Source organism: Burkholderia sp. Bp9004, assembly GCF_003858025.1.
In the GTDB taxonomy this organism is placed as follows: Bacteria; Pseudomonadota; Gammaproteobacteria; order Burkholderiales; family Burkholderiaceae; genus Burkholderia; species Burkholderia diffusa.
In genome coordinates this window covers 1-16,575 of sequence record NZ_QTQD01000046.1, presented here as the reverse complement: position 1 = coordinate 16,575, position 16,575 = coordinate 1, and the positions used below count along the sequence as shown (strand labels likewise).

Below are 16,575 nucleotides of genomic sequence, written 5' to 3'. Positions count from 1 at the left end.
TATCACGATTGGTTTGTCATCGCATATGGCCTGATCGAGCCATCTTTCTACCGTGGTCGCGCGACGCGCGACGAGGACTACACTCCATGAATGCAACGGGCTTCGCAGCTTATTCGGCCAACGATCCGCTCCAACATCTCGACTTCAAGCGGCGAGCTCCTCGGCCAGACGATGTGGTGATCGATATACTCTATTGCGGCGTCTGTCATACCGATCTGCACATGGCACGCAACCACGGCGGCTTCACCACCTATCCCATCGTGCCTGGCCACGAGATTACAGGACGCGTGCGCCAGGTCGGCGAGAATGTGAGTCGGTTCAAGGCCGGCGACATGGTCGGCGTCGGTTGCATGGTCGATTCCTGTCAGCACTGCAAACCTTGTCTGAAGGGATGGGAGCAAGACTGCGTCGAGGGTTCCACCTTCAGTTACAACAGCGTCGATCGGCAGGACGGCAGCATCACGTATGGCGGCTACTCGGACGTGATTGTCGTGCGCGACAAGTTCGTGCTGTCTCTCCCCGACGGCCTCGATCCAGCAGGCGCGGCACCGCTCCTTTGCGCCGGCATCACAACATGGTCGCCGCTGCTCCATTGGAATGTTGGGGCAGAGAGCAAGGTCGCGGTCATCGGGCTCGGCGGGCTAGGTCACATGGCCTTGAAACTGGCCAAGGCGCTCGGTGCCGATGTCACGCTGTTTACCCGTTCGGCGGGCAAGGAAGACGATGCGGTCCGCCTCGGTGCCGATCATGTGGTGCTGTCGAGTGACCCCGAACAAATGAAGGCCGTTACCGGCCGATTCGACGTGATCATTGACACGGTCCCTTATGATCACGACGTCAATCCCTACATGCCGACCATTGCATTGGAAGGCGTGCTGGTACTAGTCGGCTACATGGGGCCACTCAGCACCCCTGTGAATGCCGGATCGGTTGTGCGTGGCCGCAAGGCGATCTCGGGGTCGTTCATCGGCGGCCTGCGCGATACCCAGCAAATGCTCGACTTCTGCGGCGAGCATGGCATCGTCTCGGACGTCGAGATGATCCCTATCCAGAAAATCAACGAAGCCTATGAACGCATGCTGAGAAGCGACGTGAAATATCGTTTCGTCATTGACATGGCTTCACTCAAAACCCCAGGACCGCAAGCATGAACAGTACTCGCATCAAACCCATCCTGTGCGTGGTCACCAGCCACCCGATCCGCGGCGATTCGGGCGAGCCGACCGGTTTTGCGATGGTCGAGTTGACGCATCCGCTTGCCGTGTTCCAGGAAGCCGGCATCCCGGTGGAAATCGCCTCGATTCGTGGCGGTCATCCGCCTATCGACTTCTTCGATCTGACGGATCCCGTCAATGAGCGCTACTGGCAGGACAAGCATTTTCGCGACGAGCTCGCCCATTCACGCGTGCTCGGCGATCTCGAACCGTCACGCTATTCGGCCGTTTTCTTTGCCGGTGGTCACGGCACAATGTGGGACTTCGCCGACAGCCCTGCTGTGCAGAAAGTCGTTCGCGAGATCTGGGAAGCCGGCGGCATCGTGTCGGCGGTCTGTCACGGACCAGCTGCGCTGGTTAACGCGACGCTCTCCGACGGCAGCTACCTTGTAGCCGGCAAGAATCTTGCGTGTTTCACCGACGAGGAGGAAGCCGAGGTCAACTACACGAAGGTCGTGCCCTATCTGCTGGCGAGCACGCTAAAGCAGCGCGGTGCGATGCACCGTCCTGCGCTGAACTGGAGCGAGAATATCGTCATCGACGGCCGCCTCGTGACCGGCCAGAATCCGGCGTCCGCGCATGGCGTGGGGCAAGCAGTCGTCAACCAGCTCAACTTCGGCCAGATAGCCTGAAGTCGGAGCCAATCGTCGGGCTGGCGATTGCGGCGTCCTGGCCCAGGCTGTGGATCGCCGCATCGGTAGCGAAATCGGACGTGCCTGAGTGCCGGCATTGTCGGCGAGCATATTGCGGACCGGGCGCTTGGTCGTCCAGCCGCCTTGAGCCAATGCTCGACGAGCAGACATGTGCTGCAACGGTTTGCGTCACACCGCGCGACGAATCAGGAGGTGCAGCATGATCAAGCGCAAACTCGGCCAAGAGCTTGAAGTATCGGCCTTATCTCTCGGGGCGATGGGCTACGGCAAGGCGCGTGAATTGCCCGACCGTGCAGAGATGATCGCCCTCATTCGCACGGCCGTCGAGCGTGGCATGGACTTCTTCGACACCGCAGAAGTCTATGGCCCGTGGACCAATGAAGAGATGGTGGGCGAAGCCCTCGCACCTGTGCGTAACAAAGTCAGGATCGCGACCAAGTTCGGCTGGGACATCGATCAGGACACGGGCCAACACCGGGGCGGAGTCAACAGCAAGCCGGCTCAGATCCGCCGGTCCATCGAGGGCAGCTTGCGGCGCCTGCGTACTGACCATATCGACTTGTACTATCAGCACCGGGTTGACCCCGAAGTGCCTATGGAAGACGTCGCCGGCACGGTGAAAGATTTGATAGCCGAGGGCAAGGTGCTGTGGTTCGGCATGTCCGAGGCGAGTGCGCAATCGATTCGCCGCGCGCATGCGGTGCAGCCGCTCGCGGCGCTGCAGAGCGAGTATTCCCTGTGGACCCGCGAGCCCGAGGCGGAGATCATCCCGACGCTCGAAGAGCTGGGTATCGGGCTGGTGCCATATAGCCCGCTTGGCAAGGGTTTTCTGACAGGCCGGATCGACGTCGACACCACTTTCGACAACTCCGACATCCGTGCGAAAACGCCGCGGTTTGCCGAAGAGGCCCGCGCCGCTAACCAGAAGCTGGTGGATCTCATCCGCGGAATCGGACAGAAACACGGCGCGACACCCGCCCAGATAGCGCTCGCATGGTTGCTGTCACAGAAGCCGTGGATCGTGCCTCTGTTCGGCACGCGCAAGCTCGAACGCTTCGAGGAGAACATCGGTGCGCTGAACGTGAGGCTGGATCAGGACGACCTCGACGTGATCCGGCAGGCGAACATTGTCGTCAAGGGGGCTCGGTATCCGGAGGCCATGCTGCGCTTTTCCGGGCAATAGACCGGACGTGATCGCCAACACGACGTGTATTGGCGGACGATGTGCGATGCCGGCATGCGCTCTGGGATTGCAGCAGATCGGCCGTCTTGCATCGGTCGTGTGGGTCCAGCCCATGGCAAACATTTCAACTGCGGTAGAGGGGGGCGGCAATGAAGATCGTGGGAATCGAAGAACATGTCCTCCCGGCCGATATCAAGGACGCGTGGCTGACCATTCCCGGCGCAGATGACGGTAGCCTGGACCTCAACACGGCTGTCCTCGACGAGCGCCTCGCCGACCTAGGCGAGAAACGGCTGGCTCTGATGGACGAAACCGGCGTTGAGCAGCAGGTTCTGTCGTTGACCACACCCGGCTTGAACAATCTCGGGGACCACGGTACTGGCTTGGCTCGACGCGTGAATGATCTGCTGGCTGAAACCGTGCACCGCAATCCGGCGGGCTTCCAGGCACTCGCCGCGCTGCCGTTTGCCAGTCCGCATGCCGCGGCCGACGAACTGCGTCGAGCCGTGAAGGACCTGGGCGCCAAGGGCGCCATTCTCTATGGCCGGGTCGGCAACGAGCATCTCGATGATGCGCTGTTTGAACCCACTTATGCGTGTGCGGCCGAGCTCGGCGTCCCGTTGCTGATTCATCCGCAAATTCCGCAGGCCGTCGTGCGAGATGTTTACTACGGCGGCTTTTCGGCATCGATCGATCTGGCCTTTTCGACATTCGGCCTTGGGTGGCACTACGAGGCCGGCATTGAATTCTTGCGCATGGTTCTGGGGGGCGTTTTCGACCGCTATCCCGATTTGCAGGTGATACTCGGACACTGGGGTGAGGTCGTGATCTTCTATCTCGAGCGGCTTGCCATGCTGGATCGGGTGTCGAATTTGCAAAAGCCGCTTGTGGAATACGTGCGAGGCAACCTCTATCTGACGTCGAGCGGCATGTTCAGCGAAAACTATCTGCGGCGCGCGATTGAAGCAGTCGGTCCGGATCGCATTCTTTTCTCCACTGATTATCCATACCAGTACCGTGCGGGCGGCGACGCCAGGAATTTTGTAAACGGACTCGCTCTTGATGGCGGCGACAAGGTCAAATTTGCCCACGGGAACTGGGAACGGCTGTGCCGGAGAGCGACACCGCATAGCCCCGAATGATGATGCGAAGTCGGTGGATGTGCTTAGTGGGCTGTGAAGCCCCCATCGACCGGCAAGCCGACGCCGACGACGAAACTCGCGCCGGGACTGCACAGCCACAGTACGGCGGCGGCCACTTCATCTGCTCGTCCAAGGCGACCGATGGACTGGTCCTTCAGTATCACCTTCATGACATCGGCTTGTTCCTTCAGCATGTCCTGCACCATCGGCGTATCGATGGTGCCGGGACAAACGGCGTTGATGCGTATGCCGCGGGACGCGTATTCGACGCCGGCGCTCTTCGTCATCCCCAGCACGGCATGCTTCGTTCCGTGATAGGCGGCACGCTCGGGAAGGCCGATCAGGCCGCCGAGCGACGAGTTGTTGACGATCGCGCCGGATCCCTGGGCGCGCATCACGCGCAGTTCGTGTTTCATGCTTGCCCAGACGCCGAACTGGTTGACCGCAACCACTCGCTCGAAATGCTCGGCCGGCTCGTCTGCCGCATCGCTGGGCGGTACCTGGATGCCGGCATTGTTGAATGCCATGTCGAGCCGGCCATACTCCGCGACGGCGCGGTCGACGGCGGTAGCGACCTGGACTTCGTCGGTGACGTCGCACGCGACACCTGTTGCGATGCCGCCTTCGTCGACGATATTTTGCGCTTCCCGCAAGGCGAGGTCCCCGTCACGATCGGCCAGGACCACGGAGGCCCCGTTTTGCGCAAATGCACGGGCTGCAGCGAGACCCATGCCCATCGCTGCCCCGGTTACGAAGGCCACTTGGCCTTTGAAGTCATAGATCGGATTCATGTTTCATTTCCCTGGTGGAAGACCGTCAAAGTCGATGTATTTCCCTTTCAGTTACGTGGCGGAGTAAGGGTCGAAGGGCCATCAGGAAGCGGCGGAACGATTCCATCGACTGGATGGGGGATATAGGGCGCTTCCAGCGCGTTGATTTCATCGTCGGTCAACGAGAAGTCGAGCGCCCGGATCGCCGTTGCAAGATGCTCGGGCTTCGTCGCGCCGATGATCGGAGCGGTCACGCCGGGTTTCGCGAGCAGCCACGCGAGCGCGACGTGCGCCCGTGGAACGCCGTGATTGTCGGCGAGCCGGGCGACTACGTCGATTACCTTCCGGTCCTGTGCCTCCGTATTCAGATACATCTGGATGGCGAACGCATCGTTCTTCGTTCGATGAGTGCTTTCGCTCCAGTCGCGCGTCAGCCTGCCTCGCGCCATCGGGCTCCATGGAATGACGCCGACGCCCTGGTCCATGCAAAGCGGCAACATCTCGCGCTCCTCCTCGCGATAGAGCAGGTTGTACTGCGGTTGCATGGAGATGAAACGTGTCCAGCCATTGCGCTCCGCAACGTGCTGCATCTTGGCGAAACGCCATGCTTCCATTGACGAGGCGCCGAGGTAGCGCGCTTTTCCGGCTTTGACGATGTCGTGCAGCGCCTCCATCGTCTCTTCGACCGGCGTGCCAGGATCGAAGCGATGGATCTGATAGAGATCGACGTAGTCCATGCCAAGTCGCTTCAGGCTGTCGTCGATCGACTGGAACAGCGCCTTGCGCGACAGGAAACCGGTATTGGGCGAATTTCTCCACGGAAAGAATACCTTCGTCGCGACGACAATTTCTTCGCGTCGCGCCATGTCGCGAAGTGCGCGCCCGGCAATTTCCTCGGAACTGCCACCCGAATAGATGTTCGCCGTATCGAAGAAGTTGATTCCAGCCTCGAGTGCCTGACGAAAAAACGGGCGAGACGCCTCTTCATCCAACGACCAGGGCTGGGGCAGTCGGGCTGGTTCCCCGTAACTCATGCAGCCCAGACAAAGGCGTGAGACCTTGAGGCCGGCCCGGCCAAGATTGACGTATTGCATGTGCTTCTCCGAATGAGCGAGATTTTGAACTGCGACGATGCGTGATTACGAAACCGTGATCGCGACCCGGATAGGAAACAGGCCAGACCCACTTGTCGAGGAGGTAACGCGGCGCTCACCTGTCATGTGAGATGCGCGTCTCGAGCGCCTTCAGCAGACGAACGAAGTCTCATCGCGATGGGCAAGGCGAACAGGGCGAGAATCGCGCTGATCAGAAAGATGGCGCCGAGCCCCGTTACATTGGCAACAAGGCCGAGCAGAGGCGCAAAGACGCCGAGGGCGAGATCGATGAACGCAGTGTAGATGCCCATGGCCAGCCCTCTGGCGTCCGTTGGCGCTCGGGCTACAGCCTCCATGCCGAAGCCCGGATAGATGAGCGCGTAGCCGAATCCTGCGAGCGCCGTCCCAGTAAACGCGAGCCATGCAGCCGGGGCGGCCCAGATGAGCGTCATGCCGACGCTGTAGACGGTGACGAAGATGACCGCTGTACGTGCTCCACCGAGGCGATCGGGCAATGCACCAAAAAAAAACCGCGCGACCATCAGCGCCGCGGCGAATCCGGTGAAGGAGAGCCACGCGGGTTGCCAGCCGCGCTGAACGAACAGCAGCACGGAGAAGGCGGTCATGATGCCGTAGCCGAGGCCGGGAAATGCCATGCCCAGTCCTGGCAGCCAGACGGCTTTCAGTACTTTCCCGACGGCTTCTGCATTTCTGGACTGGGTTCTGGTATCTGAGACAGGGCCGATCAGCAGCATCGTCACGACCGCGCCGGCGGAAGTGGCGAGCCCGATCGAAGAAAAGCCGAATACGTCGAACAGAAAGCTGCCGAGCGGTGCGCCGGCCGCCAGTGCAACGAACATCGACGTTCCGATCCACGCGATCGTTTTGCCGACATTGCCCGGACCGGCGAGAGCGAGGCACCAACTTTGCGAGCCGGTCATGATGAAACTCTCAGCAGCACCGAGCAGCGCGCGGCCCATGAGCAGGATCGCGATGGACAGTGATGGGTTGCCGGAGAACGTCAGCGACAACAAGTACAGGAGTCCCGCCACCGTAGTCAATCCAAGACCGGTGGAAACCGCGAACTTCGGTCCACGCCGGTCTGCAATCGCACCGGACCACAGGCGGGAGACCAGCGATGATGCGAACTGGGCGCCGGAGACCAAACCGACGGTGAATGTTCCGAAGCCGAGATCGTGGTGGATGTGCAGCGGCAAAGCGGGCAGCGCCGCGCCCGTGACCAGGAACACGGTGAATACGCAGCTTATCAGCGGAAGCAAAGAGCGGTCTGCCGCTGCCGAATGGTATTGCGGTGGTGTCACGGGTATTTCCATCGAATAGTGAGCGGGTCAACGCAGATCTGGTCAGCGCCGCCTCGGCGTATCGTGCGTGCGACTGGCGTCGAATTTAGCGTAATGGTCCCGGTTTGTTTAGCCAGCGTTCGATTGACGGACCAATGAACTGCATTCACAAATCGGCAGCAATGGACGTGTCGTCGATGCGGGGGAGTCGCCGCCTGTTGTTGAGCGCCATTCACAGCGCCATCAAATGAAGGACGGCTTTCTAAAACCATCGTTCCCGCTAAAGTCCTGTTGAGGCGCATCGTCGTGCAGACCTGCAGGACCGAGAACGGCCGCAGATGCCGATGTGTCACCAACAAACCGGAATCCGACTACCAACATCGGCGACATCAGAATGCAATACGTACACCTCGGACGCTCGGGCCTAAAAGTCAGTCGTCTCTGTCTCGGAACCATGAATTTCGGTGATGTGTTGGACGAATCCACGAGCTTCGACATTCTCGACGCCGCGCTGGATTTGGGCATCAATTTCATCGACACGGCCGACGTGTATGGCGGCCCACAGTCGCCCGACCTTGAGAAGGGCTTCGGCATCTCCGAGGAGATCATCGGACGCTGGATCGCTCAAGGCGGCCGCCGCGATCGCATCGTCCTTGCGACGAAGGTCTATCAGCCGATGGGCACCGGTCCGAACGACAGGCGTCTGTCGGCCTACCATATCCGCCGTGCCTGCGAGGACAGCCTGAAGCGGCTGAAGGTCGATCATATCGACCTCTACCAGATGCACCACGTCGACCGGTCGACGCCCTGGGAGGAAATCTGGCAGGCGATGGAACTGCTGGTGCAGCAGGGCAAGGTGCTGTATGTCGGCAGCTGCAATTTCGCCGGCTGGGACGTCGCGACCGCGCAGGCCGCGGCGCGTTCGCGTCAGTTCATGGGACTGATAGCCGAACAGAGTCTGTTCAATCTGTCCGCGCGAACCGTCGAACTCGAACTGATTCCGGCGTGTCGTCACCATGGGTTGGGCTTGATTCCGTGGAGTCCGTTGGGCGGAGGGTTGCTGGGAGGCGTATTGCGCGGGACGCTCGAGGGGCGGCGGGCAAGGCCCGAGATGGCGGGCAAGATCGTGCGCTGCCGGCAGCAGCTCGGGGCTTGGGAGGCGCTGTGTGATGACCTCGGCGAACGCCCCGCGGACGTCGCACTGGCGTGGCTGCTCCATCACCCGGCGGTGACCGCGCCGATCGTGGGGCCGCGAACCGTGGAACAGCTGAGATCGGCATCGCGGGCTCTGGATATTGCACTCTCCGACGACACACTTCGCTGCCTCGACGAAATCTGGCCAGGGCCCGGGGGCGCCGCGCCAGAGGCTTATGCCTGGTGAGCGGCGAAATGGAAAGAAGGTTCGTGGCCGCTCGACCGGCACGCGATCATCGCAACGAGAGGAATGAAGACATATGGACGATTCTGAACGACTGAACGCGACGAGACGTCATCTGCTGATCGTCGGTGCCGTGTCTGCCGTGACGCCTTTCTTGCCCGATGCCGCAAATGGGCAGCCGCTGGTTACGAATGCGGAGCCGAGCGAGTCGCCGTCAACGGTGACGGACACGATGCGCGTTGTCTTCAACGTCAATGGAAGCGATCGACGGCTCGACATCGATCCCCGGACCACGTTACTCGATGCGTTGAGGGAACACCTGTGTCTGACCGGCACGAAGAAAGGCTGCGATCACGGGCAGTGTGGCGCATGCACGGTGCACGTGAACGGTGTTCGGATCAACGCGTGCCTCAGCCTCGCGGTGATGCACGACGGTGACACGATCACGACGATCGAGGGATTGGGCACGCCGTCCGAACTTCATCCGATGCAGGCCGCATTCATCAAGCACGACGGATATCAGTGCGGCTACTGCACGCCCGGTCAAATATGTTCGGCCGTTGCCGTGCTGGACGAAATCAGGGCCGAAGTGCCGAGTCATGTCACGGACGACCTAATGGCACCCGTCGGCGCGACGCGTGCCGAGTTGCGCGAACGGATGAGCGGCAACCTCTGCCGTTGCGGCGCATATTCGAACATCGCCGATGCCATGGCGGAGGTTGCAGGGAGCCGCTCATGAAGGCGTTTACCTACGAGAGGGCGAAAAGCGCTGCGGACGCGGCAAGCATCGTCGCACAGCGCCAGGGAGCAAAATTCATCGCCGGCGGCACGAACCTGCTGGACCTGATGAAACTGGAGATCGAGACGCCGACTCACCTCGTCGATATTCAGGACATCGGGCTCGACCATATCGACGACACACCGGAAGGCGGACTGCGGATCGGCACGCTTGTGACCAATACGGCGCTTACGTCGCATCCTCGAGTGCGACGCGATTACGGGGTACTGGTACGTGCGATCGTTGCGGGCGCATCCGGTCAGCTGCGAAACAAGGCCACGACGGGTGGAAACCTGCTCCAGCGCACGCGTTGCCCGTATTTCTACGATCCGAACCTGCCGTGCAACAAGCGTATGCCCGGCTCCGGCTGTGCGGCGATCGGCGGATACACGCGGCAACTTGCGGTAATCGGAGGCAGCGCCAGCTGCATTGCAACGTATCCGGGCGACATGGCCGTTGCATTGCGCGCGCTCGACGCATCGGTGGAAACCGTTCGCAGTGACGGACGGACGAGGACGATTCCGATCGCCGATTTCCATCGATTGCCGGACACGACGCCGCATGTCGAGACTGCGCTTGCGCCCGGCGAGCTCATCACCGCAGTGACGCTTCCGCGCCCGATCGGCGGCCGTCAGCTTTATCACAAAGTCCGCGATCGGGCCTCGTACGCGTTCGCGCTCGTGTCGGTCGCCGCGATCGTTCATCCGGATGGCAGCGGCCGCGTCGCGCTGGGTGGTGTCGCACCGAAACCGTGGCGCATTGCATCCGCAGACGCCGCGATGACGCGGGGGGCTGCCGCCGTCGCGAGCGAGTTGATGAAAGGCGCGCAGCCGACGCAGCACAACGCATTCAAGATACCGCTGGTCGAGCGCACGCTCGCCTATGTGATGGAACGAGCGAGGGGCTGATCCATGAAGTTCGACACGCGTGCAGGACAGAATCCCATCGACCGGTTGACGGTCGTCGGTCAGCCGCACGACCGCTACGAAGCCCGGTTGAAGACGACCGGGACGGCGACCTATGCGTACGAGTACCACGACATCGGGCCAAACGTCGCTTACGGCTACATCCTCGGCGCGAGCGTCGCGAAGGGGCGGATCTCGTCGATCGATACACGTCGGGCGCAGGCCGCGCCCGGCGTGCTTACCGTCGTCACGTATCGAAATGCCGGCGAACTCGGTGTCGGCCAGTTCTATGTGCAGCGCATGCTCGCGGCGCCGGACGTCGACCACTACCATCAACCGGTGGCCGTCGTCGTCGCGGAGACATTCGAGCAGGCGCGCGCGGCATCTGTGCTGATTCGCGTCCAGTACGAGCGACGCCACGGGCAGTTCGACCTCCAGGACCAGATCCACATAGCGCCAGTTGCGCGCCAGATGGCGTTCGGTGGTCCGACGGACACGCATGTAGGAGACTTCGAGCAGGCGTTCACCGATGCCGACGTCCGGGTCGACGAGACCTATACGGTTCCGGACCATGCACACGCAATGATGGAACCGCACGCGTCGATCGCGAAATGGGACGGCGATCGCGTCACGTGCTGGACGTCGATCCAGCAGATGAACTGGGGTACGCGCGATCTTGGCGCCATTCTCGGCATACCGCGAGAAAACGTGCGTCTGATCTCGTCGTTCGTCGGAGGCGGCTTCGGCGGCAAGGGGACCGTGCAGTCGGATCTCGTGCTCGCCGCAGTCGCGGCGCGAATCGTGCAGCGCCCGGTCAAGATCGCGCTCCAGCGTCCGATCATGTTCAACAACACGATTCATCGTCCGAAGACCATTCAGCGGATCCGGCTCGGCGCCACGCGCGACGGGATGCTGATCGCGATCGGTCACGAAAGCTGGTCCGGCAATCTCGCCGGCGGACGTACCGAACCCACGACGCTGTCGACACGGATGCTCTATGCGGGCACGAACCGGATGACGCGCGTCCGGCTCGCGACACTCGACCTGGCCGAGGGCAACGCGATGCGCGCGCCTGGCGAAGCGCCGGGGCTGATGGCGCTCGAAATCGCAATGGACGAGATGGCCGAGAAGCTCGGTATGGACCCTGTCGAGTTTCGTGTCCGGAACGACACACAATTCGATCCCGAACTTCCGCAACGTCCTTTCTCGTCGCGTCCTTTCGTCGAGTGTCTGCGCACCGGCGCAGAACGCTTCGGCTGGAGCGCACGACAAGCGCTGCCTGGACAGGTCCGCGACGGCCATTGGCTCGTAGGCCTCGGCATGGCAGCAGCGATCCGCGGTGCGCCCATTGCCAAAGCCGGTGCGCGAGTACTTCTCGACAGCCGCGGGATCGTCACGGTCGAAACCGACATGACCGACATCGGGACCGGAAGCTATACGATCGTTCAACAGACCGCGGCCGAAATGATGGGCGTACCGATCGATCGGGTCGTCGTCCGATTGGGCGATTCGAGCTTTCCGGAGACGCCCGGTTCAGGAGGGCAGCAGGGCGCGGCATCAGTTACCGCAGGCGTCTACGCTGCATGCACGAAACTGCGTGAGAGGGTTGCCCGCCGCCTCGGTTTCGATATTGCCGAGGCCGAGTTCGCTGCGGGCGAAATCCGCTCCGGCAGCAGAAGCGTTCCGCTCGAGCGTGCGGCAGACAACGGACCGATCGTCGTCGAGGAAAGCATGGAGTTCGGCGACTTGTCGAAGCGGTTCGCAATCCAGACATTCGGCGGCCACTTTGCCGAAGTCGGCGTGAACGCGTTCACCGGCGAAATCCGCGTGCGCCGCATGCTTGCCGTCTGTGCGGCCGGCCGCATACTGAACCCCAAGACAGCGCGCAGCCAGGTGATCGGCGGAATGACGATGGGAATCGGCGCCGCACTGATGGAGGAGATGACGGTCGACAAGCGATTCGGTCTGTTCATCAACCATGATCTGGCCGGCTACGAGGTGCCGGTTCATGCCGACATACCGCATCTCGACGTCGCGTTCATCGACGAAGTCGATCCGGTCATCTCACCGGTAAAGGCAAAGGGCGTCGGCGAACTTGGCCTCACGGGCGTTGCGCCCGCGGTTGCGAATGCTGTCTACAACGCGACTGGCGTGCGTGTGCGTCAATATCCCATCACGCTCGAGAAGTTTCTCGATCGATTGCCGGCACTGGCCTGATATCCCGGACACGGAGCCAATGCGATCTCTATCGACCGACATGGATACGACGGCTGTCTCGCGGGGCAGACTTGCCGTCCGGCGCGGCGTGCCCGTTCCGAGACTTCTGCGGACCACAGTTCTCGTTTTAGCCCTTAGCTTGGCGGCAACGCCGACGCAGGCAACTTCACATGAGGAACCCGAAGGCATGAATACGAAAACGTCTCTTCCAGACGCTGCTGAAGCGCTAACCCCCCGTCAAAAGGCGATCGTGCCCATCGCGGCATTCGCTGCGGCGGGGGACATCGACAAACTCACTGCTGCATTGAACGAGGGACTGGACATCGGTCTGACGATCAGCGAGGTCCGGGAAATCCTGGTGCAGCTCTATGCTTACGCGGGCTTTCCGCGCAGCCTCAATGCGCTCGGCGCGCTGATGAAGGTGGTGGACACGCGCAAGCAGGCGAGGCTGCGAGATGCGGACGGTTCGGCGCCCGGTCGACAGGTTCCGACTGGCGACGCATTGCTTGTGGCCGGCACGGCGAACCAGACGAAGCTGTCCGGGGGGCCGGTGAAAGGCGCATTGTTCGATTTCGCACCGGCGATCGACCGATTTCTGAAGACTCATCTGTTCGGCGACATCTTCGAGCGCGACAATCTCGATTGGCAGAGCCGTGAGCTGGCGACGGTAAGCATGCTCGCCGCGCTGACCGGGGTCGATTCACAGCTGCAAGCGCATATGCGAATCAGCATGAACGTCGGACTTTCCGCTGGTCAATTGAAACAGCTCTGCGAGGTATTGGTCGATCGCGTAGACCGACAGGCCGCACGACGCGCGGACGAAGCGTTGGAGCGACAACTTGTGGCAGCGACGGGTCACTAAGGTCGCTGTGCTACACCACGCACCGCTTCGATCGGCTCGGATCGGGTCAATCTTCGCGGTCCATTTGTAGACATCTTCGCATCGCAAGTTGGCACCGGGTATCGTGACTCATGCGAATCAAGGTAGCCGGTTCGCCAGCGATGACTGGCAATCGTTTTTGAAGGCTCAGCAGATGGTGCCACGCATGAGCCGTCGTGGAAACTGCCCCGATAATGCCTTGGCGGAAGGCTTCTTCAGCGCGCTGAAAAAGGACCGGACCGAACTGAGAAACTATCCGATGCGGGCGATGACGTCCACTGACATGTTCAATTATGTGGAGATGTTCTATGAACTTCGTTCGTCAGCACGGTTTCGCTGTCGACCTGCCACGCGTTGAGCTTGAACGGCGCTACGTGCTAAACGACTCGTGAGTGTCTATGGAGCACTGTTCGGTCCATTTCGTAATTAATTGTGATGAATCTATTACTGGCTGTATCCTCTTAAGTCGGTTCTATATAATAGTCACAAGGTTGTTATAAGAGACGATCCTTATATGAAGCTACTTTCATTGGCTTGAAGTCTTTTGGAGCGCTGCTTCGTGAGAACCATGGATAATGCAATTACTCCCAGGATCACCGTCGCAAACCAAATTTGGGGATGAAGCCCGGCCACATAAGCCGCAAGCTTATCGAATTCCGAATCAAACATTGCTGTCCCGGGAAATAGAAGAGCCGCATACATGCCCAAGTACGGCGAAGCAAGTATGAGTCCGGCAATAATATGATCTTCCAACTGTGGAAGGTTTCTACGCCATATGAAGCCAAGGGCGACCAAAGAAAGAAGCATCGACATGCATATGTATTGAGAATCGTGAAATTTTGCGTGTGGCGGCCATTTGGGGTTGAAGATGTGCTCCTGAGAAAAAGGGCCGAGCACATCAGCCCAGAATGCCGCAAAAAATGTTATTAGGGCGCACAGCGAGAGTAGTATTTTTTCAATGTTCAAAGTCGCTTCTTGTCTTTCCATCGTACCCTCGTGGGCTTGTGAAATACTGCATTCTAGATGCGCAATCAGCCAGACCGGATAGCGCCTGGGGAACATTATATTGCGATGATTTAATTAGACGCGGTGAGTTTTTTAGGCTCCCGTCAGAAAATCCAATCAACTTATTACGAACTATTTCCGCTTGATAGCAGGGTAGTCCGTGTAACCCACTGCATCATCCTCGCCGGGAACATAGAAGCTCTCATAGTCCGGCATGTTAAGAGGATCACCGTTGCGGAAGCGTTCTGGCAAGTCGGGATTTGCAAGAAATGGGACCCCATATGAGATCAAATCCGCCTCTCCCTGAGAGATAGCAACTTCCCCGCTCTTTGCGTCGTACCCCCCATTGAGAATGAAGGTGCGTGAGAAAACCCGGCGCAGGTAAGGGGCAATCCGGATGGCACCTTGTGGAGGTGCGTCTGGCCCGGAGATACCTTCGGTCACGTGCAGATAAGCAAGGCCTATCTGATCAAGGTGGGCAGCGAGATAGCTAAACGTATCCACCGGCGCTGAATCATGCATCCCGTGAAGCGTCATATTTGGGCCGACGCGATAGCCAACACGATCTGCTCCCAGCACATCAGATACTGCTGCCGCGACTTCAAGAGGAAAGCGGGCACGGTTTGCGATGGAACCGCCGTAGCGATCGTTTCGGCAATTTGATGCGTCCCGCAAAAACTGATCCAGTAGGTAACCGGAGCTACCATGTAGCTCAACCCCATCAAATCCGGCCGCAGCAGCATTTTCTGCTGCCTTACGAAATTGCCCGATAACATCAGCAATCTCGATCGTACTCAGTGCGCGGGGAGTCGGAGTCCTGACTACGCCAGTTGAAATGAACACTTCGGCTTCAGCGTTCAATGCCGAGGGCCCGATCGGGAGAGCGCCATTTTGAAACTCGAAGTGAGAGACGCGGCCGACATGCCATAATTGAGCAAAAATAACCCCACCAGCGTCATGAACGGCATCAGTAACGCGACGCCAAGCTTGGACTTGCTCGGACGAATAGATACCGGGAGTTCGAATATAGCCGGTCCCCTGCCTGCTGACTTGCGTCGCCTCGGAAACAATAAGTCCAGCGCCGGCGCGCTGCGCATAATAGGTCGGTGCTAGGGGATGAGCCACGGCATCTTTGACCGCTCGGCTACGGGTCATTGGCGCCATCACCATACGATTCCTGATTGTTAAAGGCCCTAAACGGTAGGGTTCAAGAAGAACAGCGGGTGCATGGTCCATGGAGCTAAGCCTCTTGTAGGAGCAAAATAAGTGCTTCGACTTGGTTGCCAAGGCTATGATACACACTGCCAAATTCGCCACAAGAAGGCACATTCATGATACCGACCCCTGACCGCGCAATTCCTGAGTGCTCGAATTTCACACGTGAACTACTTAGTCGCGTTGGTGATAAATGGAGCATTCTGATCGTCGCGCATCTCGCAGAGGGGCCGTTGCGATTCAATGCACTTAGGCGAACAATTGGCCAAGTGTCTCAGCGAATGCTAACCCTGACGTTGAAAAGCTTGGAGAAAGACGGGCTCGTATCGCGTACGGTTTTTCCTACGGTTCCGCCTCGTGTAGAATACGAACTGACACCACTTGGTCGCACTTTAATGGAACCAATTATGGCGCTGATTAATTGGTCGCTAGCTCACCAGGGTGATGTTGAGAAGGCGAGAGACCTGTTCGAAATACGATCCGCCGGCCATATTGGATAGATAAAATAAAAGGCGGATTTTCTTATTGACAGCATTTCTGCGGTGAAAATCGTATCATTAAGGTGACCTGACCCTAGCCCACAAAACTGTCCCATTTGGAAGTGGAAAATTCCGGCATGACGATGTCATCGAGACTTGGAGGTCATGCCGTGAAGAAGAGCAAGTTCACCGAAGAGCAGATCGCATACGCGTTGAAGCAGGCCGAGTTGGGCACGCCGGTCGCGGAGGTCTGCCGCAAGATGGGGATCAGCGACGCGACGTTTTACATATATGGACTGCTCCCAATAGCAAACGGAAGTTGACGGACACGGAAGTCGATTGCGTACATATATCCGGCGTC

The 16,575-nt window shown here is 59.7% G+C and carries 15 protein-coding genes and 2 pseudogenes; 12 read left to right on the top strand and 5 right to left on the bottom strand.

What is annotated here, in order from left to right; translation table 11 throughout:
* Nucleotides 1-86: 86 nt before the first annotated feature.
* The 4 genes from DIE08_RS32725 (at nt 87) to DIE08_RS32710 (ending at nt 4,192) form a co-directional block, all read left to right on the top strand.
* Nucleotides 87-1,151, top strand: a complete 1,065-nt coding sequence (locus DIE08_RS32725) for an NAD(P)-dependent alcohol dehydrogenase (RefSeq protein WP_124905891.1) — start codon at nt 87-89, stop codon at nt 1,149-1,151.
* Nucleotides 1,148-1,846, top strand: a complete 699-nt coding sequence (locus DIE08_RS32720) for a type 1 glutamine amidotransferase domain-containing protein (protein ID WP_124905889.1) — start codon at nt 1,148-1,150, stop codon at nt 1,844-1,846. Before DIE08_RS32725 ends, DIE08_RS32720 begins: the two co-directional genes overlap by 4 nt.
* A 220-nt stretch (nt 1,847-2,066) precedes the next feature.
* A complete protein-coding gene (locus DIE08_RS32715) occupies nt 2,067-3,050 on the top strand; it encodes an aldo/keto reductase (protein ID WP_124905887.1) in 984 nt (327 codons plus the stop codon).
* A 149-nt stretch (nt 3,051-3,199) separates the two neighbouring features.
* On the top strand, nt 3,200-4,192 hold the full coding sequence (locus tag DIE08_RS32710; RefSeq protein ID WP_124905885.1) for an amidohydrolase family protein: 993 nt from the start codon (nt 3,200-3,202) through the stop codon (nt 4,190-4,192).
* Nucleotides 4,193-4,215: 23 nt separating this feature from the next.
* Here DIE08_RS32710 and DIE08_RS32705 read toward each other — a convergent pair whose 3' ends face one another.
* The 3 genes from DIE08_RS32705 to DIE08_RS32695 all read right to left on the bottom strand — a co-directional run bounded on the left by DIE08_RS32705 (nt 4,216) and on the right by DIE08_RS32695 (nt 7,390).
* The gene (locus DIE08_RS32705) at nt 4,216-4,983 is read right to left on the bottom strand and encodes a glucose 1-dehydrogenase (protein WP_124905883.1); all 768 of its coding nucleotides are present in this window, start codon (nt 4,981-4,983) and stop codon (nt 4,216-4,218) included.
* Between the two features lie 47 nt (nt 4,984-5,030).
* Entirely contained in the window at nt 5,031-6,056 is a 1,026-nt protein-coding gene (locus DIE08_RS32700; protein ID WP_124905881.1) for an aldo/keto reductase, read from the bottom strand.
* Nucleotides 6,057-6,178: 122 nt separating this feature from the next.
* Nucleotides 6,179-7,390, bottom strand: coding sequence for an arabinose transporter (locus tag DIE08_RS32695; RefSeq protein WP_124905879.1), 1,212 nt, complete (start codon nt 7,388-7,390; stop codon nt 6,179-6,181).
* 361 nt (nt 7,391-7,751) lie between these two features.
* Here DIE08_RS32695 and DIE08_RS32690 point away from each other — a divergent pair, with 361 nt between their 5' ends.
* From DIE08_RS32690 to DIE08_RS32665, 6 genes and pseudogenes are all read left to right on the top strand, one after another.
* On the top strand, nt 7,752-8,738 hold the full coding sequence (locus DIE08_RS32690; protein ID WP_124905877.1) for an aldo/keto reductase: 987 nt from the start codon (nt 7,752-7,754) through the stop codon (nt 8,736-8,738).
* A gap of 73 nt (nt 8,739-8,811) precedes the next feature.
* Nucleotides 8,812-9,474: an aldehyde dehydrogenase iron-sulfur subunit PaoA gene (gene paoA, locus DIE08_RS32685; protein ID WP_124905875.1), complete on the top strand. Its 663-nt coding sequence runs from the start codon at nt 8,812-8,814 to the stop codon at nt 9,472-9,474.
* Nucleotides 9,471-10,421 carry a xanthine dehydrogenase family protein subunit M gene (locus tag DIE08_RS32680; RefSeq protein WP_124905873.1) on the top strand — a complete coding sequence of 317 codons (951 nt, stop codon included), beginning with the start codon at nt 9,471-9,473 and terminating at the stop codon, nt 10,419-10,421. Before paoA ends, DIE08_RS32680 begins: the two co-directional genes overlap by 4 nt.
* A gap of 3 nt (nt 10,422-10,424) precedes the next feature.
* The gene (gene paoC / locus DIE08_RS32675; RefSeq protein WP_124905871.1) at nt 10,425-12,635 is read left to right on the top strand and encodes an aldehyde oxidoreductase molybdenum-binding subunit PaoC; all 2,211 of its coding nucleotides are present in this window, start codon (nt 10,425-10,427) and stop codon (nt 12,633-12,635) included.
* 187 nt (nt 12,636-12,822) lie between these two features.
* Nucleotides 12,823-13,497 carry a carboxymuconolactone decarboxylase family protein gene (locus tag DIE08_RS32670; RefSeq protein ID WP_124905869.1) on the top strand — a complete coding sequence of 225 codons (675 nt, stop codon included), beginning with the start codon at nt 12,823-12,825 and terminating at the stop codon, nt 13,495-13,497.
* An 82-nt stretch (nt 13,498-13,579) separates the two neighbouring features.
* A pseudogene (locus DIE08_RS32665) lies at nt 13,580-13,907 on the top strand (IS3 family transposase); the annotation flags it as partial.
* 118 nt (nt 13,908-14,025) lie between these two features.
* Here the strand turns inward: DIE08_RS32665 and DIE08_RS32660 are convergent.
* Nucleotides 14,026-14,502, bottom strand: a complete 477-nt coding sequence (locus tag DIE08_RS32660; RefSeq protein ID WP_124905865.1) for a DUF6640 family protein — start codon at nt 14,500-14,502, stop codon at nt 14,026-14,028.
* Between the two features lie 150 nt (nt 14,503-14,652).
* A complete protein-coding gene (locus DIE08_RS32655; RefSeq protein ID WP_124905863.1) occupies nt 14,653-15,756 on the bottom strand; it encodes an alkene reductase in 1,104 nt (367 codons plus the stop codon).
* A 95-nt stretch (nt 15,757-15,851) separates the two neighbouring features.
* Here DIE08_RS32655 and DIE08_RS32650 point away from each other — a divergent pair, with 95 nt between their 5' ends.
* Both DIE08_RS32650 and DIE08_RS32645 read left to right on the top strand, forming a co-directional pair.
* Nucleotides 15,852-16,235 (top strand): helix-turn-helix domain-containing protein, encoded by a 384-nt coding sequence (locus DIE08_RS32650; RefSeq protein WP_124905861.1) that lies wholly within the window; start codon nt 15,852-15,854, stop codon nt 16,233-16,235.
* Nucleotides 16,236-16,384: 149 nt separating this feature from the next.
* Nucleotides 16,385-16,501: pseudogene (locus tag DIE08_RS32645) on the top strand (IS3 family transposase); the annotation flags it as partial.
* Nucleotides 16,502-16,575 lie beyond the last annotated feature (74 nt).